Here is a 20092-nt window from a genome sequence, read left to right on the forward strand (position 1 = left end):
AACCGGAGTTCTCATGAGCCTGAAGTTCTCGGTCGGCGATCTCACCATCCATCGCGTCATCGAGCAGGAAACCTCGTTCGTCCCGGCGCTGGAGATGCTGCCGGGATTGACGGCGGAGGTGCTGGCCGAGAATCGGGCCTGGATGCGCGAGAGCAAGGCGCTGGATGACCAGGACGTGCTGCTGCTGTGCTTTCAGTCCTATGTGGTGAAGACGCCGCACCACACCATTTTGATCGACAGCTGCATCGGCAACGACAAGCCGCGCCCCAATCGGCCGAAATGGAACATGAAAGCCGACGACACCTATCTGCGCGGGCTGGGCGCCGCCGGATTTGCGGTCGAGGACATCGACTTCGTGATGTGCACGCATCTGCACGTCGATCACGTCGGCTGGAACACGCGGCTGGAGAACGGCCGCTGGGTGCCGACCTTCCCCAAGGCACGCTACGTCTTCGCCAGGCAGGAATACGACCACTGGTTCGCGGAGAATGCGAAGACGGAGATTCCGCCCTTCGCCGACAGCGTGCTGCCGGTGGTCGAGGCCAACAGGCACGAGCTCGTCGGCAACGATCATCAGATCGGTGATCACGTCCGCATCCTGCCGACGCCTGGTCACACGCCGGGCCACATCGCCATCACGATGGGCCGCGGCAAGGACGATGCCGTGTTCTCCGGCGATCTCATGCACTCGCCGCTGCAGACGCTTTATCCGGAGCTGTCGATCAAGTTCGACGTCGATCCGGTCGCGGCAGGGAAAACGCGCCGCAGCTTCCTGGAACGCTATTGCGACACCGACACGCTGTGCTGTACCGCGCATTTCCCCTCGCCCTCGGTGGGGAAGATCCGGCGCAAGGGCAGTGCATTCGTGTGCGCGGCTGTTTAGCGAGATGCCGTAGGGTGGGCAAAGGCGCGCGCTTCGCGCGCCGTGCCCACCACTCTTTATGGTGGGCCCGCTCCGCTTTGCCCACCCTGCGATTCCACCCGAGTGGAGAGACACGATGCCCGCACTCCCCGACATCCCCCTGCCCGCCGGAATCCGCTCGCGTTATGTCGACGGCATCAACGGCTTGCGCATGCATGTGCTGGAGGCCGGGTTCGAGACCAAGGGGCGGCCATGCGTCCTCTTGCTGCACGGTTTTCCCGAGCTCGCCTTCTCCTGGCGCAAGGTGATGCCGACGCTGGCTGCGGCCGGCTATCACGTGATCGCGCCGGACCAGCGCGGCTATGGCCGCACGACGGGATGGCGCGCGGAGTACGACGGCGATCTCGCGCCCTTCTCGCACTTCAACCTGGTGCGCGATGCGCTCGGACTGGTGTCGGCGTTCGGTTACAAGCAGGTCGATCTGGTCGGGCACGATTTCGGCAGCCCGGTCGCATCCTGGTGCGCGCTGATAAGGCCTGATGTGTTTCGTTCGGTGACGATGATGAGCGCGCCGTTCGGCGGGCCGCCGCCCCTGCCCTTCAATACCGTCGACACACCAGCAAAGCCGCCCGCCGAAGACTCCGTGCATCGCGAGCTCGCCGCGCTGCCGCGGCCGCGCAAGCACTATCAATGGTACTATTCGACACGCGAGGCGAACGCCGACATGCAGCACGCGCCGCAGGGCGTCCATGATTTCCTGCGCGCCTATTATCATCACAAGAGCGCGGACTGGACCGACAACAAGCCGTATCCGCTGAAGTCCTGGTCGGCGGATGAACTCGCGAAACTGCCGACCTACTATGTGATGGACCTGAACCAGACCATGGCCGAGACGGTGGCGAAGGAAATGCCCTCGCCCGCCGCGATCGCCGCCAACCAATGGCTGCCGGACAGCGACCTCGCCTATTACAGCGCCGAATATGGCCGCACCGGATTCCAGGGCGGGCTGCAATGGTATCGCTACGGCACGTGGGGCATGCTCAACAGCGAGATGCAGCTGTTTGCAGGACGCAGCATCGACGTGCCCTCATGCTTCATCTCAGGCAAGCAGGATTGGGGCACTTACCAGCGTCCGGGCGTGTTCGAGGCGATGCAGGGGCGCGGCTGCACAAGGATGCTCGGCTGCCATCTCGTCGACGGCGCCGGACATTGGGTGCAGCAGGAGCAGCCCGCCGAGGTGAACCGGCTGCTGCTGGACTTCCTCGCCAGAACCCGCACCGCGTGATTTGACCCGGGAACTCCGGCCCCTTATATAGTTTAGAATAATTCTAAACTACTGATACAGGGCCGCCGTGAAGAATTTTGCCGATCTGACCGAGCGCGAGGTGCTTGCGGTCGCGATCTCCTCCGAGGAGGAGGACAGCCGCATCTACATGACCTTCGCCGAGGACCTCCGCGAGCGTTACCCGGACACGGCTAAGATCTTCGAGGAGATGGCCGAGGAGGAGCGCGGCCACCGGCACATGTTGCTGGAATTGTACGAGCAGCGCTTCGGCAAGCATCTGCCGCCGATCCGGCGCGAGGACGTCAAGGGATTCCTGCGCCGCCGCCCGGTCTGGCTCACCAAGAACCTGTCGCTCGACGCCATCCGCAGGGAAGTCGAGACCATGGAGATGCAGGCGGAGCGCTTCTACGTGAAGGCCGCCGAACAGGCCCAGGACGTCGGCGTGCGCCGCCTGCTCGGCGATCTCGCCGAAGCCGAGAAAGGTCACGAGGAGACCGCCGCAAAGCTGACGGGCGAGATCCTGAATTCCGACGTCCGCGCCGAGGAGGATCGCACCAACCGCCGCATGTTCGTGCTGCAATATGTGCAGCCGGGCCTCGCCGGATTGATGGACGGCTCGGTCTCGACGCTGGCGCCGCTGTTCGCGGCGGCCTTCGCCACCCACCAGAACTGGCAAACGTTTCTGGTCGGCCTCGCCGCCTCGATCGGCGCCGGCATCAGCATGGGCTTTGCCGAGGCGCTGTCCGACGACGGATCGCTTACGGGGCGCGGCTCGCCCTGGCTGCGCGGCATCACCTGCGGCGCGATGACGACGCTCGGCGGGCTCGGCCATACCGCGCCCTATCTGGTGCCGGATCATTGGGCCAATGCGTTCTGGATCGCAACGGCGATCGCCTGCGTCGTCGTGTTCTTCGAATTGTGGGCGATCGCCTTCATTCGCTCCCGCTATATGGACACGCCGTTCCTCCAGGCCGTGTTCCAGATCGTGCTCGGCGGCGCGATCGTGCTCGCGGTCGGCGTGTTGATCGGGGCGGCGTAAGCCCCCACCCTCGCTGTCATGCCCCGGCTCGACCGGGCATCAATCGCGATCAAACGGCGGTTGCAGCATTCGGGCAAACTGCGCATCATCCTCCGACAACAAGAGCAGGGGAAGCGCCGTGGCCAGATCGGAATGGAGTTTCAAGAGCGCGGTCGAGCTGTCGGCCGCATTGACCGCAAAGAAGGTCTCCGCGGTCGAGCTTACACAGGATGCCATCGACCGCATCGAGCGTCACGACGGCAAGGTCAATGCGATCTGCGTGCGGGATTTTGATCGCGCCCGCAGTGCGGCACGCGAGGCGGATGTGGCGCTGGCGCGCGGCGAGAAAAAACCGCTGCTCGGAATTCCGGTGACGGTGAAAGAATCCTTCAACATCGCGGGCCTGCCCACAACTTGGGGCTGGACGCCGCAAAAGGATTTCAAGCCAACGGAGGACGCGCTGTCGATCTCCCGGGTGAAGAACGCCGGCGGCGTCATTCTCGGCAAGACCAATGTTCCCGTGGGCCTGGGGGACTGGCAGAGCTATAACGACATCTACGGCACGACGAACAATCCATACGATCTCGGCCGCACACCCGGCGGCTCATCAGGCGGCTCGTCGGCAGCGCTTGCGGCCGGCTACGGACCGCTCTCGCTCGGATCCGACATCGGCGGCTCGCTGCGCGTGCCGGCATTCCATTGCGGCGTCTATGCGCACAAGCCGACCTACAATCTCTGTCCCACGCGCGGCCATACGCCGCCGCCATTTCCTGCGGTCCCGATGGAACGCGATATGGCGGTGATCGGCCCGATGGCCCGCAGTGCAGCCGATCTGACGCTGTTGCTGGACGTGATGGCCGGTCCCGATCCGGTCGACCTCGGCATCGGATACAAGCTGGCGCTGCCGGACGCACGCCACGACAGGCTGAAGGATTTCCGCCTGCTTGTGATCGACAGCCATCCGCTGCTGCCTGCGAATTCCGACATTCGCGGCGCGATCGACACGCTGGCCGGGCGATTGACGGGCGCCGGCGCGAACGTCGCGCGCGAAAGCCCGCTGTTTCCGGACTTCCGGGAGGCCTCGCGTCTCTATATGCGCATGCTGATGAGCTTCCTGGGCGCCTTCCTTCCGCCGGACATTCTCGCCGGCGCGCGGGCCGGCGCGGCGCAACTCTCGCCCGACGACAAGAGTCTTGCGGCCGAGCGCCTGCGCGGCATGACCTCGAGCCATCAGGCCTGGGTGTTCGACGAAGGCGCGCGCGCCGGGCTGCGTGCGCAGTGGCGGCAATTGTTCAGGTCATTCGATGCGGTGATCTGCCCGATCATGCCGACCCCCGCCTATCCGCATGATCATTCGCCGGAGCAGGAGAAGCGCCGGATCAATATCGACGGCAAGGACCATGTCTATCCGGACCAGCTTGCCTGGCCCGGCATCGCCACGCTGACGGGCTTGCCGGCCACGGCCGTTCCGCTCGGCCTGTCGAAGGATGGTCTGCCGGTCGGCGTCCAGATCATCGGCCCCTTCCTCGAAGACCGCACGCCGCTCAAGCTCGCTGAACTGATCGAGCGTGAGTTCGGCGGGTTCACGCCGCCGCCACTATTTAATGACTAGTTCTTCCCGTCATTGCGAGCGAAGCGAAGCAATTCAGAATTTTTCCGAGGCGACAGTCCGGATTGCTTCGTCGCCGGCGCAAAATTGCTTCGCAATCTTGTCGCGGGCTCCTCGCGATGACGGAGGACGACAACGTCGCGATTTCTGGGCTCGCGCGTCGGGCGCCCCGGAATGACGGAAAGGAAGCAGCATGAGCCAGGACCTCGACCAACTGACCGCCCTCAACCGTGACTACGTTGCCTCCGTGCAGAACTGCGACGTCAAGCGTTTCGACGAAATCCTGGCGGCGGAGTTTTATTGCTCCAATCCCGACAAGACGCTGGTCGACCGTGCCGCTTTCCTGGAGCAGACAGCGCGGCCGATCGCTATCCGGAACTTGAAAGAGCGCGACGTCATCATCCGCATCATGGGCGACTTCGCCGTCATCCACGCCGCGACGAGCTACACCACGGCGGATGGCCAGCAGGCGACGGGGCGCTACACCGATTGCTGGGCGAAGCAAAATGGCAAGTGGCTCGCGGTGTCGGCACACGTGTCGCGGTGAGGAGGGGACGCTGCCGTTCCCCCCTCGCACCGCGGGATTCGACGACTGCCATAAAGCAATCGCTAACCAAACAATCTTTTCCCGAGCAATGGGCAAACCGCTCATCTGAGATTTATCCAGCTGGCAATCGTTCGCCCGTCAAAATTGCAGGCGACGAGAGGTCCCCTCAGGGCATCGATCTCGAGCATGTCGGGAGGACACGCTGCGAATCCGGCGAGAGTGATTGCGTGACAAACGATACAATTGAGATAGGTGCGCTTCGCGACCCCTATCATCGCGTCAATCCAGACGAGACGCTGCCCGAGAGATGGCGGATTCCGATCGCCATAGCGATCGGGTGCGGGCTCGTGGGCCTTGTGCTCCGTTACCTCGCGCGGGAACACGCGACCGCTGACGCCGCCGAGTACATCACCTGGTATAGCTTTGCTCGAGATCACGGCATTGGCGGGCTGGCCGAGGCTTTCACCAACTACACGCCGTTCTACAGCTACCTGCTGCTGATCGCCGCCCGATTTGACTGGCTGGGCCAGCCGCTCTCCCTCGTGAAGATGATCTCGGCCATATTCGAGTTCGGCTGCGCGATCGTCGTGGCCCAGATGGTCTGGCGCGTGACAAGTGTGCCGTTGCGCGCCTCCCTGGCCTTCTGCGCGGTGTGGCTTGCGCCGACGGTGCTCTTCAATGGCGCAATGTGGGGACAGGCCGATTCGATCTGGACCTTCTTCGCGCTGATTTCCGTGGCGATGTTCATGCGGGACCGAAACGGCGTTGTGCCGTTCGCAGTGGCCTGCTCGGTGAAAGCCCAAGGCGTCTTCCTGGGGCCGTTCGTGCTGGGCATGATCCTGCGCCGCAGGATCCACCTGGCATGGCTTGCCGCTATTCCGGGAGCCTATGCGATCCTCGCCATTCCGGTTCTCGTCGCCGGCAGGTCCCTGGTCTCCGTATTCGGGATCTATCTCGGCCAGGCCAACACATTTCATCACCTGACCATGAATGCAGCGAATATCTGGGTGTTCGCGGGAGGAACGCCGTACACGGTCGGCGTCGCCGCCGGCCTCGTGCTCGCGGCGGCGAGCGGGCTTGCCCTATCGATCTTCATCGCACAGTCCAGGCGGACGGGGCCGGAGTTCATTCTGCTCGTCGCGTGCGTATCGCTCATCCTCATGCCGTATTTGCTTCCGAAGATGCACGAGCGCTATTTCTACGGGTTCGAGCTTGCGGCGATCGCCCTGGCCTGCCTCAATTTGCGCTATCTGCCGTTCGCGGTGATTGCCCAAGTCGATGGCGTGCTATCCTACCTCGCATTCGAGAGCGAGATCGTCATGGGCCTGTTGCCGGCGGCGCTCTGCAACACCCTTCTCGTGTTCTACCTCGTGCTCGATCTCCGCCACGGCGAACGTGGATTTCGCCTTCCGAGGTTTGCCTGGCTTGGCTTCACCGCGTCGACTGCGGGATTGTTCTCCTATCTGCTGTTCGCGGGTCCCGGCTTGAACGTATCCGTCGCGTATATGCTCGTCGCGGGTCTCGCCACGGCCATGACGCTGTTGCTCGTGAAGGAGACACGTTGCGCCTCGGCCGACGGTCCGGCCGCGTCGCGTTGACTTGATTTTCGAGCGACGACGGCGTCCGTGGCGCTAGCTGTCGAACACGATCACGCTGCGCAGCGTCTTGCCGGCTTTCATGTTGGCAAAACCCTCGTTGATCTCGGACAGCTTCAATTTCGCCGAGATCCAGTCCTCCAGATGCAGCCGTCCACGCAGGTAGAAGTCGACCAAGCGCGGCATGTCGACGCGAAAATGGTTCGAACCCATCGAGGAGCCCTGAATCCGGCGCTCGCGCAGGAAATCGAAACCGTGCAGTTCGATCTTCTGGCCGAACGGGATCATGCCGACGATGGTGGCGGTGCCGCCGGAGGCGAGCATGCCGAACGCCTGCTCGGCTGTCTCCTTGCGGCCGAGCACCTCGAAGGAATGATGCACGCCGCCATTGGTGAGATCGCGCACCTGCTTCACGACGTCGCCGTCGGCGGGGTTGATGATGTCGGTCGCACCCAGCTTGGTCGCCAGCTGGAGCTTGGCCGGATTGGTGTCGATGGCGATGATGCGGCCGGCGCCGGCGATCTGCGCGCCGTTGATCGCGGCCATGCCGACGCCGCCGCAACCGATCACCGCCACGGTCTCGCCGGCCGTCACCTTCGCGGTATTCACCACCGCGCCATAGCCGGTGATGACGCCGCAGCCGATCAGCGCGGCGAGATCGAGCGGCATCTCCTTGCGGATTTTGACGATGGCGTTCTCGTGCACCAGCATCTGTTCGGCAAAGGACGAGAGATTGAGGAACTGGTGCAGCTTCTCAGGCTTGGACCACTGCATCCGGTTTGAGGCGCCCGGCAGCAACTTCACGGTGGTGTCGGTGCAGAGGACGGTGCGGCCCGTGGTGCAGTTGTCGCAGGTGCCGCAGAACACCGACAGGCAAGTGACGACGTGGTCACCCGGCTTGACGTAAGTGACATCGGAGCCGACCTGCTCGACGACACCAGCGGACTCGTGGCCGAGCACCGCGGGCAGCGGATGCGGATAGAGCCCTTCCATGAAATGCAGGTCGGAGTGACAGAGCCCGGCGACCGTGGTGCGGATCAAGACTTCGCGCGGTCCCGGCTTCGGCAGGCTGACGTCCTCGATGACGAGCGGCTGGTTGACTTCATAGAGGACGGCGGCCTTCATCGAGCTCTCCCTGTCGCGTTTCTTGGTTCGATCGTGGCGTGCAGCCTACGCTGCCAGAACCAGTTCGCCAACCTCGCTCATGCCGGCTGAGCTGTCGCCGAGCAGCAGCGCGGCGATCCTGGCTTGCGTCGCATTTTCCGTCAGCCGGAACGGATCGCTTGGCGCCACCCGATGATCGATGACGAGCCGCGACAACAGCAACCGGCGCGCATCGCCGCGCATCTCGTGGATGCGATGTGCCTCCCAGGCGAACGCGACGGCGCTGGCGACATGATAGAGCAGACTCGTTGCACGACGCGCATCGGCCTCGTTCTCGGATTTCCCCGCGACCTCTCGCGCAAAACCCACCGCACGATCGACGAGGCCACGTAGATTGTCGCGCCAGGCCTGCGGCACGGATGCACTGTCATCGAGCCGCGCATGCAGATCGGCTGACAGCGCGGATTCCGCGCCATGGCGACCGACTGCGCGCCGGAGCGCATCAATCGCGACGATGTTGCCGGTGCCTTCCCAGACCGAGCCGAGATGCGCATCGCGCAGCAGGCGCGGCGTCGCGAATTCCTCGATATAGCCGATGCCGCCGCGCATCTCGAGCGCATCGCCGCAGACCTTGCGCGCATCGCGCGTGGCGCGGAACTTCAGCGTCGGGGTGAGGATGCGCAGCAGCGCCGCGGCATCCTGGCTGCCGGCCTCGGCGCGGTCGAGCGCGTCCGCAGTGAGGAAGCTCATCGACAGCGCCTGCTCGACCGGCAGCATGATCTTCAGCATCTGCCGCCGGCCGAGGGGAAGGTCGATGATGCGGCTGCCGAATACCACGCGATTTGTCGCCACCGTCATCGCGTCGTGATAGGCGCGGCGCATCAGCGCGGTGGATTTGACGCCGTTGGAGAGCCGCGACGAATTCACCATCTCGGCCATCTGCACGAAACCGCGGTCGAGCTTGCCGACCGCATAGGCGATCGCGCCTTCCAGCTTGATCTCGCCCGAGGCCATCGAGCGTGTGCCGAGCTTGTCCTTCAGACGCACGATCCGGTAGTGGTTCTGCGAGCCGTCGTCGAGGAAGCGCGGCATCAGGAACAGGCCGACGCCGCGCGTGCCGGGGCCGGCGCCTTCGGGGCGCGCCAGCAGCATTACCACTTTCGCATCCGCATTCGAGCAGAACCATTTCTCGCCAGTGAGGCGCCAATGGTCGCCCTCCTGCACCGCGCGCGTGGTCAGCGTGCCGACATCGGAGCCGCCCTCCTTCTCGGTCATGAACTGGCCGCCTTGCGTTAGCTTGCTCATGTCGGTCTGGGTCAGGCCGTCCAGATATTTCGCCTTCAGCGCCTCGCTGCCGAAATTCGCCAGCAGCTTTGCGCAGCCGTCGGTGACGTTGATCGGACAGCCCATGCCGAATTCGGTCTGGTTGAACAGGAAGGTGAAGGCGTGCTTGGCCACCACGGGATATTTGTCCGGCCAGCCCATGATGCCCTTGCGGATCGAGAGCGCGTGGATGCCGAACTCGCCGAACGCCGCGTTCTCCAATTCGCGATAGGCCGGGTGATATTCGATCCACTGCACGTCGCGGCCGAACTTGTCGCGCTGGTGCAGCACCGGTGTATGACGGTCGGCGAGCCGCGCGCAGTCGTCGAGCCGGCCGCCGGCGAGTTCGCCGAGACGATCGAGATGCGGCTCGATATGGCGGAACAGATTTTCCGGGAGATGGATGCGGAGCAGGTCGGTCAGCGCGGGATCGGCGCGGTAGAAGTTCATCCCCGTGGTGTCGGGCGCCAGCAGTCCGGATGATGCGGCCACGACATTCTTCGGCTGCGCTGGGGCCGGCTTGGGCATGATCGTCCTCTTGGTTTCCGTCGTGCGGACATTTTGCGCTGATTTGGCGCTTGCCGCTTGGAATGATGTCGATCATGCTCCAGCGGCGGATGCGGATAAAGCCGCAAATCGTCAGGGCGGCATGATCGCCGCGAGGGAGCAAACTCGCCCTGCGGAATTGTGAACGTCCCGGCTGGTTGTCCGTGCGGACCATGCATAGATCAACGGCTTCCCGTCTGCGAGAGATCACGCCATGGAACATCCGAAATACAAGATCGCCCTCATCGTCGGTGCCGGCGAAGGCCTGAGCGCTTCGCTGGCGCGCTTGCTGGCTGCGCAAGGCATTCGCGTCGCGCTGGCGGCGCGCAAGATCGAGAAGCTGGGCGCGCTCTGTAGCGAGACCGGCGCGAAGGCCTATGCCTGCAACGCGGCGGATCCGGAGGAGGTCGAGCGGCTGTTTGGCCTGGTCGAGCGCGAGATCGGCACGCCCGACCTCGTGGTCTACAATGCCAGCGGCCGCACGCGCGGGCCGTTCGTCGACCTCGTCCCTGCCGACGTCGCCAACGCGATCGCGGTCAGCGCCTATGGCGGTTTTCTGGTTGCGCAACAGGCTGCAAAACGCATGCTGCCGAACAAGCACGGCGCGATCCTGTTCACCGGCGCCTCCGCCAGCGTCAAGGGCTACGCGCAGTCGGCCTCGTTCGCGATGGGCAAGTTTGCGCTACGCGGCCTCGCGCAGAGCCTGGCGCGCGAATTGTCGCCGCAAGGCATTCATGTCGCGCATTTCGTGATCGACGGCGGCATCCGTAGCGCGGCGCGGACGGAAGCCGAAGACAAGCCGGATTCGATGCTCGATCCCGACGCGATCGCGCAGAGCTATTGGAACGTGTTGCAGCAGCCGCGCAGCGCCTGGAGCTGGGAGCTCGAGCTGCGGCCCTGGGTGGAGAAGTTCTGAGGCGAGATGCCGTAGGGAGGGCAAAGGCGCAACGCGCCGTGCCCACCATCTCGGACGCGAAAAGCAATGGTGGGCACGCTTCGCTTTGCCCACCCTACGAGAGTGGGGAGGAATAATGAGCAGTGAAACCACCATCGACACCGGCACCAACGAGCTCCTCTGCGTCATCCGCGACCGCGTCGCTGTCATCACACTTAACCGGCCGGACGCGCGCAATTCGCTGTCGGATACGCTGACACCGGCGCTGCGCACGATGATCCGCAGCTGCGGCGAGAACCCCGGCGTCGGCGCGCTGCTGATCACCGGCGCGGGCGAAGCGTTCTGCGCCGGCGGCAACGTCAAGGGCATGGGCGCCCATCGCGACAAGGCAAAGCTCGAGATGCCGCTGGAAGATCGCATCGCCGATCTGCAGGAACGGCAACGGCTGCTCACCGGCGCGCTGGTGTCGGTGCGCAAGCCGACCATCGCCGCCCTGCCCGGGCCCGCGGTTGGCGCCGGACTCGCCATCGCCATGGCCTGTGATATCCGCATCGCCGCGCAATCGGCCTTCGTCGCCACCGGCTATGCCCGTATCGCGCTGAGTGGTGATTACGGCATCGCCTGGCTGCTCACCCGCCTCGTCGGCACCGCGCGGGCGCGCGAGCTGATGTTCACCGGCGACCGTGTCGATGCCGCGCGCGCCGAGGCCATCGGCCTCGTCAACCGAGTCGTGCCCGATGACAAATTGCAAGCCGAGGCCTTCGCGCTGGCCAAATCGCTCGCCGAAGGCCCGCGCCTCGCGCTGCGCTACATGAAGGATAATCTCGACGAAGCCGTGCTGTTCGACTTCGAAACCGCGCGCGACCACGAAGCCGAACGGCTGATCCGCCTTACCACGACCGCCGATCACAAGGAGGCGGTGCAGGCCTTCATCGAGAAGCGGAAAGCGGTGTTCACGGGGAAGTAGCAGCGTTCGAAGATCTATGACCGTCACCCTGAGGTGGCCGCTTCTTCAGCGGCCCTCGAAGGGCGACGGCCCGACTGTTGCTGCGCGAAGTCCGACACCGGGGATGCAGAAGGGGCCGCTCATCCTTCGAGGCTCCCCGCGCGTCGCGTTGCGCCGCGCGTCTCGCACCTCAGGATGACGGATCTGCAAGCAAAAAAAACGCCCGGCGCTGGATGACCAGGCCGGGCTTGCAGTGATGTCAAACCGAGGCTGAGGGGCTTTCGGCCTGACGGGAAAGGGCGGCGAGGCGCCAGCTCGCGCAGGGGATATCCTTTGCCGCGACGCTGATCTCCTTGTCGAAGCGCACCAGCTTCCAATCATCAGGGTGATTGACGAAGGCGAAACCGGATTTGCGGGCGAGCGAGACCATGGCCTCGTTGGAGCGTAGCGTGTCGCCAAAGATGTGCTCGGCGCCAAGCGCGGCCGCGCGGCATTCGAGATTCTTCAAAAGCGCTGTGGCGATGCCGTGGCCCTGCCAGCGATCATGAACCGACAGGCCGAATTCAAGCGTCGCGGTTTCGGCCTGCAGCGCATAGCGCGCCTCGGCGACGATGGTCTCGAAGCCGTCGACCATCATGGTCGCGACCACGGTGAAACGTTCGCGCTCGCCGATCTGAAGGAAGTCGTGCAGCAGTCCGTTCGGCAGCTCGCTGATCGCGCCGAAGAAACGGTTGTAGCGGGAGCGGGTCGAGAGCGAGCGGAAATAGTGCTGAAGCTCGTCGGTATCGCGCGGCTCGACGAAGCGGACATTGAGCGCCTCACCCTGCCGGGTGCGCAGCGTGTCCGAATATTGCTTCAGATCTTCCAGGCGAAGAACGGTCATGACACATGCTCGAGACAAAAAGGACCGCCGGCGCCCCTCTGATGAGGCGGCGCCGGCCTGGCGGCCAATCAGGCCCGCCAGAAGGGTTTGTCGGCCTCGTAGGCGATGTCGGACCAGGACAGCCCGACATCGTGGAGATCACGCGCGGTCCAGTGCGTGAGTTCGCGCCTGGTCCGGTAGCGCTCGTGCCAGACGTGAAGCGTCTCGCCGATCTGCTCGATCAGGCCCGGTGCATGATGATTTGTCATCCAATTGTCAGTCAAAGTAGACATTTTCAGCTCCTGGAGCTAAGTTGTCCGCTAATATCTGCTTCCTGGTGCACTGCGACAAACGACAATTTGTACCTTTTCGCATGAAATAACGTCATGTATCCTGCTGCCAAATGACTGCCAGATTGCCGTCCCTGAACGGATTGCGGGCGTTTGAGGCCGCCGCGCGCCATCTCAGCTTCACGCTGGCGGCGGCCGAGCTGAACGTGACGCAGACCGCGATCAGCCATCAGATCCGAAGGCTCGAGGAGGAGCTCGGCATCCGCCTGTTCATCCGGCAGAACCGTGCGCTGGCCCTGACCCCGGAGGCGCGCGACTACCTCCCCGGCGTCCGCGCTGCCTTCAACGACCTCCGGCTTGCGACCGACCGGTTGCTGCGCAAGGACGACGACAAGGTGCTGACGGCCTCAACGCTGGCCTCGCTCGCCGCAAAATGGCTGTTGCCGCGGCTGACGGATTTCCAGGAGCAGCATCCCGGCATCGACGTTCGTATCACCACCTCGACCAGCTTCGTCGACTTCCAACGCGACAATGTCGATGCCGCGATCCGCTACGGCCGCGGCCAATGGCCGGGCCTGCGCGCCGACTGGCTGATGGCGGATGAGCTGTTTCCGGTGTGCAGTCCGTCGCTATTGCGTGGCGACAAGCCACTGCGCCGGCCCGAAGATCTGGGAAACCATCCGCTGCTGCACACCTCAAGCGCCAACAGCGACGATTGGCGGCTTTGGCTGACCGCGGCAGGCCTGCCGGCCGACATCGCGAGGCACCCCGGTATCACCTTCGACATGATCTTCATGACCATCCAGGCCGCGATCGACGGCATTGGCGTCGCGATGGGACGGACCTCCTACGTCCAGGACGACATCGCCAAGGGCCGCCTCGTGGTGCCCTTCAAGATCGCGCTGCCGGCCGACGCCGGCTTCTACCTGGTCGCGCCCGAGAGGCGCCGCGAAGCACCGAAGCTGACCGCATTCCGCCAATGGCTGATTGCTGCAACGCAAAATAAGGCCTGAAAAATCAGCAGCTTCCTCCGCAAAACGGATTGACTCCCCCCGCCTCGCGCGGGAAGAGGCGTGGCAGATTGTCGCAGCCTCTGTCGCCTTGCCGTGGGATGATTTCCCGGTCCGGCCAGACCTTTCCAAGGGGAGCAACGCCATGGCTGGACCAGCCGCATCGACCAATCCACCCGCGATCAAATCGCGCATCGGCGCCATCCTGCGCGCCACGTCAGGCAATTTTCTCGAGCAGTTCGACTTCTTCCTGTTCGGCTTCTATGCCGCCGCGATCGGCAAGGCGTTCTTCCCCTCCTCTGATGAGACCGCATCGCTGCTCAACACCTTCGGCGTGTTCTGGCTCGGCGCGTTGATGCGGCCGGTCGGCGCGATCGTGCTCGGCGCTTACATCGACCGCATCGGCCGCCGCCAGGGCCTGATCGTCACGCTCGCCATCATGGCCTTCGGCACCGTCGTCATCGCATTCTGCCCGAGCTATGCGACCATCGGCATCGCCGCGCCCATCATCGTGCTGGTCGGACGTCTGCTGCAGGGCTTCTCCGCCGGCGTCGAGCTCGGCGGCGTGTCGGTCTATCTCTCGGAGATCTCCACCCCGGGCAATCGCGGTTTCTACACCTCCTTCCAGTCGTCGAGCCAGCAGGTCGCGATCTTCGTCGCCTCGATCCTCGGCTACATCCTTTCGGAGGTGATGCCGGCCGACACCGTCGCCGCCTGGGGCTGGCGCATTCCCTTCTTCGTGGGCTGCCTGATCATCCCCCTGATCTTTGTCCTGCGGCGGACGCTGGAGGAGACGCCGGCCTTCCTCGCCATGAAAAAGCATCCGACGGCCAGCGAGGTGTTCGCCTCCGCGCTCGCCAACTGGCGCATCGTCATCCTCGGCATGATGATCGCGATCCTGACCACGACGACGTTCTACTTCGTCACCGTCTACACGCCGACCTTCGGCAAGACCGTGCTGAAGCTGTCGACGCAGGACGCGTTGCTGGTCACGTTGCTCGTCGCCGTGACCAACTTCTTCTGGAACCCGGTCGGCGGCGCGCTGTCCGACCGGATCGGCCGCAAGCCGGTGCTGATCGCGATCGCCTGCATGTCGCTCGTCACCGCCTACCCGGCGCTGCACTGGCTGGTGACGGCCCCGAGCTTCGGCAAGCTGCTCGCGGTCGAGATGATGTTCTCGTTCTATTTCGGCGTCTACAGTGGCACCATGCTCGGCGCGCTGGTCGAGATCGTGCCGGCGCATGTGCGCACCACCTGCTTCTCGCTCGCCTTCGCGCTCGCCGCCGCCCTGTTCGGCACCTTCACGCCGTTCGCCTCGACCTTGCTGATCGAGCATACCGGCGACAAGGCCTCGCCCGGCTTCTGGCTGATGCTCGCTGCACTGCTCGGCATCATCGCGGCCTCGACGGTGTACCGCGGCGGCGGCAAGGCGGTGCCGACATATGATGCGGTGGCCGAGCCTGTGGCGGGGCGTTGATGGTCGCTTCGATCATCGCCGCCTCTTACCCTCCCCTGGAGGGGGAGGGTCGGCTCACATTGAGCGCAGCGATAATGTGAGACGGGGTGGGGTGAAGGTCCCTCCGCATCGAACGCTGCCCCTGGGGAGAGATCACCCCACCCCGCTCGCGCTCCGCGCGATCGACCCTCCCCCTCCAGGGGAGGGTAAAGAGATGGGGCTACAGCTCCACCACCACGTAATCGCTCTCGACTTTCACCGGGATCGTCTCGGCCACATATGGCCCCTTCACCACGCTCGCGCCCGGCTCGACATGGGCCGGATAGGCCTTCACGCGGAAGCGGCGGGGATCGCAATAGGACTGGCCGGTGCGGATGTCGAACTCCCAGCCGTGCCAGGGGCAGCGGATGATCTCCCCGAGCCTGGTGTATTCGATCTCGCCGGGCTCCTTCGACTGCGCAAGACCGATCAGCGGGCCCTCGCACAGCGCCGCGCCCTGATGCGGGCAACGGTTCATCAGGCCGAAATATTCACCCTTGATGTTGAAGACCGCAATCGGCCGCCCGTCGATCTCCAGAAATTTTCGCGTCCCCGGCGGCAGTTCATCGACCGGCGCGATCACATGCCGCGCCATCAACCAATCCCGTACAGCGCGCACGCATTGCCGAGATAGAACGCCTCGCGATTGGCCTCGCTGACGCCTGGAGGCAAGACGCGGGAGGGCTCGTCATAGTCCCAATGCGGATAGTCGGTGGCGAACAACAGGCGATCCCAGCCGATCCAGTTGATGACATCGAACAGATCCTCGCGGCTTTCAGGATCCTCCATCGGCTGCGTCGTCCACCATACCTGCTCGCGGATATATTCCGACGGCGGCCGCTTTACATGCGGCACCTCGCTGCGCAGGCGCTGCCAGGTCTTGTCGAGCCGCCAGGCCAGCGACGGCGCCCAGCCGAAGCCAGCCTCGATCATCACCATCTTCAGTTTCGGGAAGCGCTCGAACACCCCCTCCAGCACGAGACTCGCCAGCGCCGATTGCTGGCATTGCGAGTGCCCCACCATCTCCTCGATGTAATAGGACGGCCAGCCGGACGGCGTAATCGGATTGCCGCCGAAGCCGAAGGCGTGGACGCCGACGGGAAGGCCGGCTTCCTCCGCGGCCTGGTAGATCGGCCAGTAACGGCGCTGGCCGAGCGGCTCGACATTGCGGCTGAGCAGCAGCACCTGCACGAAGTTCTTGTCGCCGGCGCGCTCGCGGATTTCGGCGGCGGCCGACAGCCCGTCCTCATTGCCGACGACGATCGAGGCCTTGAGCCGCTTGTCCTTGCTGGTCCATTTGTCGATCTGCCAGTCGTTGATCGCCGAACACAAAGCGGCTGAGAGTTCGTGATTGCGGATGCCCTGCCCGGTGTTGAGCGGATTGAGCACGCCCAGCTGCACGTTGTTGGGATCGAGCAGCTGCTTCTGCATGAAGGACAGCGAGGAGCCCTGCGGGCCGCCTTCGGGCGGATAGGCATCGCGGCGCGAGGCGTTGGGCTGGGCCTTCGGATAGGGCGGGCCTTCCATCATGCCCTGATAGGCATGGACGCCGTAGACTTCGAGATGATGCTGCCAACGTTTGGCGAGATAGGGATAAAGCTCGGTGCGGGTGGCGCGTGCCGGATGGATGTCGCAGTCCGCGATCGCGGTTTTGACGGTCAGTGGGGAAGCGGCTTCTTGGCTCTCGCGGAATTGGATATTCATCGCCTTGCCTCCTTTGGCAGCGGGCTCATTTCAGGCGGGGATAGGTCGCATGTGGATTTTCGATCATGATCTTGCGCACGAGATCGGGGGTGAGACCTTCGGGCAGCGCGTCCTGGCCGTCGAACTGCCAGTGCGGATAGTCCGTGGAGAATAGGACCAATTCGTCGGACTGCATATGATCAAACAGGCGAATTAATGTCGCCTCGTCCGGCGGCGCATCAAATGGCTGTAAGGAGAAACGGATGTTGCTGCGCACAATATCCAGCGGCGCGCGGTCGACCCAAGGCGTCTCCATCCGCACGCCGCGCCAGAACTTGTGCAGGCGCCAGAGATAGGGAGAGATCCAGGAGACGCCGGATTCCAGCATCACCATTTTCAGGCGCGGATATTTGGCGAACACGCCCTCGACGATCAGACTGGTGAGCTGGGTCTGGAACGCCTGGGCCTGCCCCACATAATCCTCGATGTGGTAGGAACCCCATCCCACGGCGGTCGGCGGATTGTGATAGGCGGAACCCGCGTGAATGCCGACGGGTAGTTCCAGCCGTTCCGCGGCTTCATAGATCGGCCACAGCGCGCGCTTGCCGAGCGGCGTGTCGCCCATCACCAGCATCAGCACCTGGACGAAGCGCTTGTCCTGCGCGCAGCGCTCGATTTCTGCCACGGCCTTCTCGACGCTTTGCGTCGGGATCACGATCGAGCCGCGCAGCCTCTTGTCGCGATCGAGCCACTCGTGCGCCAACCAGTCGTTCAGCGCACGGCAGAAGGCGGCCTGCAAATCTTCCGAAAACACCATCTGCACGCCGTAGAGCGGATTGCAGATGGCATGTTCGAGCTTAAAAGCATCGAACACATGGCGCTGCATGTCCTCCAGGCTTTCGCCGGGTTTTCCGCTTTCGGGGCGCCAGTCTGGCCGCGCCGTAATCGGTGAACTCTGAGGATAGGATTGCGAGATAAGGTCGACCATGCCGCGCGTCGTCACCTGATCGCGCCAATAGTCGTTCAGGTACGGCAGCAGGCTGGTCAGATGCGGCACGGCCGGATGCACGTCGCAATCCACCCCGCCGGCGATCAGGGACGCCATGACGTCTCCCTTCTCACGTTCCCTCGCATGTCTCTTCTTGTACCCGCCATTCAAGCAGGCCTGCCCGTCGCCCGCAACTCAGCCAAGCGTCCTGTCATATGCTAGGAAGGCTGAGCTCGGTTGCGAAGGAATGAGGGGTTGCGGAATGAAAGAGCTCGTCGGCATTGCGGAACAGGTCGCAGCCAAACTGATCGTGCGCAAACAGACCATTGCTGTCGCGGAATCTTCGACCGGCGGCCTAATCGCGGCCAGCCTGCTCGCGGTGCCCGGCGCGTCCGCCTATTTCCTCGGCGGCGCGGTCGTCTACACCCGCGATGCCCGGCGCGTGCTGATGGATATTTCGGACGAGGGCATGAAGGGCTTTCGCTCCTCGTCGGAGCCCTACGCGCAACTGCTGGCGAAGCAGATGCGAACGCGCTTTGGCAGCGACTGGGGCCTGTCCGAGACCGGTGCAGCCGGCCCCACCGGCAACCGCTACGGCGACGCCGCCGGCCATAGCTGCATGGCGGTGAGCGGACCTGTGGCGGAGGTCATGACGCTGGAGACCGGCAACAACGACCGGCTCGGCAACATGCAAATGTTCGCGGCGACGGCGCTGAGGCTGTTGTTGAGGAAATTGGAGCGGTGAGCTGCTTCTCGAATGAGTAAGAATAGTCTCGCCGCAAATACCGCTGTCATGCCCCGCGGAAGCGGGGCATCCAGTACGCCGCGGCCCATCGATTTAATCACAACTGTCTCGGAGTACTGGATCGCCCGCCTGCGCGGGCGATGACACCGGAGTATGTGGCATCACCGCCCCAAATGCCTCATGAAGATCCGCACCACATATCCCTGGAATCGCGGTGCTTCGTCGTAGAGATCTGACGCGATCCGCTCGATGGTCTCGCGCAACGACAAGAACTGCGCCTGCCGCGCGCTGCTTTCGGTGCCCTGCATGCCCGCGAGCTCGTCCATCGCGGCGTCGCTGATCTGGCACTGCACGACCTCGTCGCCGCTCAGCATGGTGAAGCGAAAGGCCAGCCGTTCGAGGTCATGGCCGATGATCTTGTCGCGCGTCAGCGGCATCCAATTGTCCCGTTCGCGCCCCCGAACGGGACAATGCTGAAAATCTGACGCCTTGTCACTATCCGCGCCGAAGGACGTGGCGGTCATCCGACGCCCATCAGCAGCGGCTCGACGAACCGGCTGCTCTCCAGCTTCAGTAGACGAGCGCCGTGCCGGTCGGCCTGTCGAGCGCCGCGGCCAGCGACCGATACTCCTCGCAACCGGTCCCGCAGATGGAGGCAATCCGGCTCAAATGATAAAGCGCCTGCTCGCGATTGCCCCGCTCGAGCTGCCACAGCCCGTAATATTGCCACGTCAGCACGTGGTTCGGATCGGCCTTCAATGCGCGCTCATACCAGACCTGCGATTGCTCGTAGTCGCCGAGCTTGCGATAGGAGTAGCCGATGAGGTTGGCGACATTCGGATGATCGTCATGCCCGAGCGACTTCAATTGCGCGATCGCGGCCGCGTAGTCGTTGCGCCCGTAGATCGTGTCATAGGCCACGCGGTAGCCGGCCGCGAATGCGGGATCGCCGATGCTGGACTGATTGTTCGGCTTCTTGCCTTTCTGGGTTGCCTTGGCGCCCGGGCGCTTCGGATAGGTCGGCTGCGACTTCTGATCCGAATAAGCGCCGGCGTACGGATCCGTGGAACTGGCGCCGCCCCCGCCTCCGCCACCGCCGCCTCCGCCCGCGGCAAATGCCGGCGAGCACAATAGGGCTGCCGCGAACGTACCCAACACGACGCGCCTGATCATCGCTGCGCTCATGTCTGCCTCCTGTGTTTCAAGCGGCCCCGGACCAATTGATAACCCTGCCTCGGCGGCAATATTCCGGGACGCTGCGCTCACGGAGGCGTCAGCATGCGTACGAC

At 64.1% G+C, this 20092-nt stretch carries 21 protein-coding genes; 12 read left to right on the top strand and 9 right to left on the bottom strand.

What is annotated here, in order from left to right; all coding sequences use genetic code 11:
- The first annotated feature begins 13 nt into the window (after positions 1-13).
- The 6 genes from GGD61_RS23430 to GGD61_RS23455 all read left to right on the top strand — a co-directional run bounded on the left by GGD61_RS23430 (position 14) and on the right by GGD61_RS23455 (position 6919).
- On the top strand, positions 14-883 hold the full coding sequence (locus GGD61_RS23430; RefSeq protein WP_183231199.1) for an MBL fold metallo-hydrolase: 870 nt from the start codon (positions 14-16) through the stop codon (positions 881-883).
- Positions 884-998: 115 nt separating this feature from the next.
- Complete coding sequence (locus GGD61_RS23435) at positions 999-2147, top strand: alpha/beta fold hydrolase (protein ID WP_183231200.1); 1149 nt, start codon at positions 999-1001, stop codon at positions 2145-2147.
- 67 nt (positions 2148-2214) lie between these two features.
- Complete coding sequence (mbfA, locus tag GGD61_RS23440; protein ID WP_092254237.1) at positions 2215-3186, top strand: iron exporter MbfA; 972 nt, start codon at positions 2215-2217, stop codon at positions 3184-3186.
- A 118-nt stretch (positions 3187-3304) separates the two neighbouring features.
- Positions 3305-4777 carry an amidase gene (locus tag GGD61_RS23445; RefSeq protein WP_092254235.1) on the top strand — a complete coding sequence of 491 codons (1473 nt, stop codon included), beginning with the start codon at positions 3305-3307 and terminating at the stop codon, positions 4775-4777.
- Positions 4778-4967: 190 nt separating this feature from the next.
- Positions 4968-5321, top strand: a complete 354-nt coding sequence (locus GGD61_RS23450; RefSeq protein WP_092254233.1) for a nuclear transport factor 2 family protein — start codon at positions 4968-4970, stop codon at positions 5319-5321.
- 347 nt (positions 5322-5668) lie between these two features.
- Positions 5669-6919 carry a hypothetical protein gene (locus GGD61_RS23455; protein WP_244550634.1) on the top strand — a complete coding sequence of 417 codons (1251 nt, stop codon included), beginning with the start codon at positions 5669-5671 and terminating at the stop codon, positions 6917-6919.
- A 33-nt stretch (positions 6920-6952) separates the two neighbouring features.
- Here GGD61_RS23455 and GGD61_RS23460 read toward each other — a convergent pair whose 3' ends face one another.
- Together GGD61_RS23460 and GGD61_RS23465 are read right to left on the bottom strand one after the other, a co-directional pair.
- Complete coding sequence (locus tag GGD61_RS23460; protein WP_028140641.1) at positions 6953-8041, bottom strand: Zn-dependent alcohol dehydrogenase; 1089 nt, start codon at positions 8039-8041, stop codon at positions 6953-6955.
- 45 nt (positions 8042-8086) lie between these two features.
- Positions 8087-9871: an acyl-CoA dehydrogenase family protein gene (locus GGD61_RS23465; RefSeq protein WP_092254229.1), complete on the bottom strand. Its 1785-nt coding sequence runs from the start codon at positions 9869-9871 to the stop codon at positions 8087-8089.
- Here GGD61_RS23465 and GGD61_RS23470 point away from each other — a divergent pair.
- The 3 genes from GGD61_RS23470 (at position 9864) to GGD61_RS23480 (ending at position 11751) form a co-directional block, all read left to right on the top strand.
- A complete protein-coding gene (locus tag GGD61_RS23470; RefSeq protein ID WP_177237026.1) occupies positions 9864-10034 on the top strand; it encodes a hypothetical protein in 171 nt (56 codons plus the stop codon). The two genes, GGD61_RS23465 and GGD61_RS23470, sit on opposite strands and share 8 nt — an antisense overlap.
- 69 nt (positions 10035-10103) lie before the next feature.
- On the top strand, positions 10104-10805 hold the full coding sequence (locus GGD61_RS23475) for an SDR family NAD(P)-dependent oxidoreductase (RefSeq protein WP_092254227.1): 702 nt from the start codon (positions 10104-10106) through the stop codon (positions 10803-10805).
- A gap of 115 nt (positions 10806-10920) precedes the next feature.
- The gene (locus tag GGD61_RS23480; protein ID WP_018321376.1) at positions 10921-11751 is read left to right on the top strand and encodes an enoyl-CoA hydratase; all 831 of its coding nucleotides are present in this window, start codon (positions 10921-10923) and stop codon (positions 11749-11751) included.
- A gap of 238 nt (positions 11752-11989) precedes the next feature.
- Here the strand turns inward: GGD61_RS23480 and GGD61_RS23485 are convergent, their stop codons facing one another.
- Together GGD61_RS23485 and GGD61_RS23490 are read right to left on the bottom strand one after the other, a co-directional pair.
- Positions 11990-12613 carry a GNAT family N-acetyltransferase gene (locus GGD61_RS23485; RefSeq protein ID WP_092254225.1) on the bottom strand — a complete coding sequence of 208 codons (624 nt, stop codon included), beginning with the start codon at positions 12611-12613 and terminating at the stop codon, positions 11990-11992.
- A gap of 68 nt (positions 12614-12681) precedes the next feature.
- A complete protein-coding gene (locus GGD61_RS23490; protein ID WP_092254223.1) occupies positions 12682-12885 on the bottom strand; it encodes a DUF1127 domain-containing protein in 204 nt (67 codons plus the stop codon).
- Between the two features lie 110 nt (positions 12886-12995).
- On the opposite strand from GGD61_RS23490, the gene GGD61_RS23495 reads away from it, so the two are divergent.
- Together GGD61_RS23495 and GGD61_RS23500 are read left to right on the top strand one after the other, a co-directional pair.
- Positions 12996-13895: a transcriptional regulator GcvA gene (locus GGD61_RS23495; protein ID WP_183231201.1), complete on the top strand. Its 900-nt coding sequence runs from the start codon at positions 12996-12998 to the stop codon at positions 13893-13895.
- A gap of 142 nt (positions 13896-14037) precedes the next feature.
- The gene (locus tag GGD61_RS23500) at positions 14038-15369 is read left to right on the top strand and encodes an MFS transporter (protein WP_018321372.1); all 1332 of its coding nucleotides are present in this window, start codon (positions 14038-14040) and stop codon (positions 15367-15369) included.
- Positions 15370-15568: 199 nt separating this feature from the next.
- Here the strand turns inward: GGD61_RS23500 and GGD61_RS23505 are convergent, their stop codons facing one another.
- From GGD61_RS23505 to GGD61_RS23515, 3 genes are read right to left on the bottom strand one after another with little or no spacing between them, the layout of a single operon-like run.
- Positions 15569-15982 carry a Rieske (2Fe-2S) protein gene (locus GGD61_RS23505; RefSeq protein WP_018321371.1) on the bottom strand — a complete coding sequence of 138 codons (414 nt, stop codon included), beginning with the start codon at positions 15980-15982 and terminating at the stop codon, positions 15569-15571.
- Complete coding sequence (locus GGD61_RS23510; protein ID WP_092254221.1) at positions 15982-17091, bottom strand: amidohydrolase family protein; 1110 nt, start codon at positions 17089-17091, stop codon at positions 15982-15984. Before GGD61_RS23510 ends, GGD61_RS23505 begins: the two co-directional genes overlap by 1 nt.
- 25 nt (positions 17092-17116) lie before the next feature.
- On the bottom strand, positions 17117-18175 hold the full coding sequence (locus tag GGD61_RS23515; protein WP_092254219.1) for an amidohydrolase family protein: 1059 nt from the start codon (positions 18173-18175) through the stop codon (positions 17117-17119).
- Between the two features lie 145 nt (positions 18176-18320).
- On the opposite strand from GGD61_RS23515, the gene GGD61_RS23520 reads away from it, so the two are divergent.
- A complete protein-coding gene (locus tag GGD61_RS23520) occupies positions 18321-18803 on the top strand; it encodes a CinA family protein (RefSeq protein ID WP_092254217.1) in 483 nt (160 codons plus the stop codon).
- Between the two features lie 161 nt (positions 18804-18964).
- Here the strand turns inward: GGD61_RS23520 and GGD61_RS23525 are convergent, their stop codons facing one another.
- Together GGD61_RS23525 and GGD61_RS23530 are read right to left on the bottom strand one after the other, a co-directional pair.
- Entirely contained in the window at positions 18965-19240 is a 276-nt protein-coding gene (locus tag GGD61_RS23525) for a DUF1488 family protein (RefSeq protein ID WP_020508771.1), read from the bottom strand.
- Between the two features lie 133 nt (positions 19241-19373).
- Entirely contained in the window at positions 19374-19988 is a 615-nt protein-coding gene (locus GGD61_RS23530) for a lipopolysaccharide assembly protein LapB (protein ID WP_092254213.1), read from the bottom strand.
- Positions 19989-20092: the final 104 nt, after the last annotated feature.

The sequence above is a fragment of the Bradyrhizobium sp. SBR1B genome, from assembly GCF_014198205.1.
GTDB lineage: Bacteria > Pseudomonadota > Alphaproteobacteria > Rhizobiales > Xanthobacteraceae > Bradyrhizobium.

Coding starts and splice junctions, on each gene's coding strand:
- GGD61_RS23430 (WP_183231199.1), top strand. CDS start 14: ATGAGCCTGAAGTTCTCGGTCGGCGATCTCACCATCCATCGCGTCATC.
- GGD61_RS23435 (WP_183231200.1), top strand. CDS start 999: ATGCCCGCACTCCCCGACATCCCCCTGCCCGCCGGAATCCGCTCGCGT.
- GGD61_RS23450 (WP_092254233.1), top strand. CDS start 4,968: ATGAGCCAGGACCTCGACCAACTGACCGCCCTCAACCGTGACTACGTT.
- GGD61_RS23460 (WP_028140641.1), bottom strand. CDS start 8,041: ATGAAGGCCGCCGTCCTCTATGAAGTCAACCAGCCGCTCGTCATCGAG.
- GGD61_RS23465 (WP_092254229.1), bottom strand. CDS start 9,871: ATGCCCAAGCCGGCCCCAGCGCAGCCGAAGAATGTCGTGGCCGCATCA.
- GGD61_RS23475 (WP_092254227.1), top strand. CDS start 10,104: ATGGAACATCCGAAATACAAGATCGCCCTCATCGTCGGTGCCGGCGAA.
- GGD61_RS23480 (WP_018321376.1), top strand. CDS start 10,921: ATGAGCAGTGAAACCACCATCGACACCGGCACCAACGAGCTCCTCTGC.
- GGD61_RS23485 (WP_092254225.1), bottom strand. CDS start 12,613: ATGACCGTTCTTCGCCTGGAAGATCTGAAGCAATATTCGGACACGCTG.
- GGD61_RS23490 (WP_092254223.1), bottom strand. CDS start 12,885: ATGTCTACTTTGACTGACAATTGGATGACAAATCATCATGCACCGGGC.
- GGD61_RS23495 (WP_183231201.1), top strand. CDS start 12,996: ATGACTGCCAGATTGCCGTCCCTGAACGGATTGCGGGCGTTTGAGGCC.
- GGD61_RS23500 (WP_018321372.1), top strand. CDS start 14,038: ATGGCTGGACCAGCCGCATCGACCAATCCACCCGCGATCAAATCGCGC.
- GGD61_RS23505 (WP_018321371.1), bottom strand. CDS start 15,982: ATGGCGCGGCATGTGATCGCGCCGGTCGATGAACTGCCGCCGGGGACG.
- GGD61_RS23510 (WP_092254221.1), bottom strand. CDS start 17,091: ATGAATATCCAATTCCGCGAGAGCCAAGAAGCCGCTTCCCCACTGACC.
- GGD61_RS23515 (WP_092254219.1), bottom strand. CDS start 18,175: ATGGCGTCCCTGATCGCCGGCGGGGTGGATTGCGACGTGCATCCGGCC.
- GGD61_RS23520 (WP_092254217.1), top strand. CDS start 18,321: ATGAAAGAGCTCGTCGGCATTGCGGAACAGGTCGCAGCCAAACTGATC.
- GGD61_RS23525 (WP_020508771.1), bottom strand. CDS start 19,240: ATGCCGCTGACGCGCGACAAGATCATCGGCCATGACCTCGAACGGCTG.
- GGD61_RS23530 (WP_092254213.1), bottom strand. CDS start 19,988: ATGAGCGCAGCGATGATCAGGCGCGTCGTGTTGGGTACGTTCGCGGCA.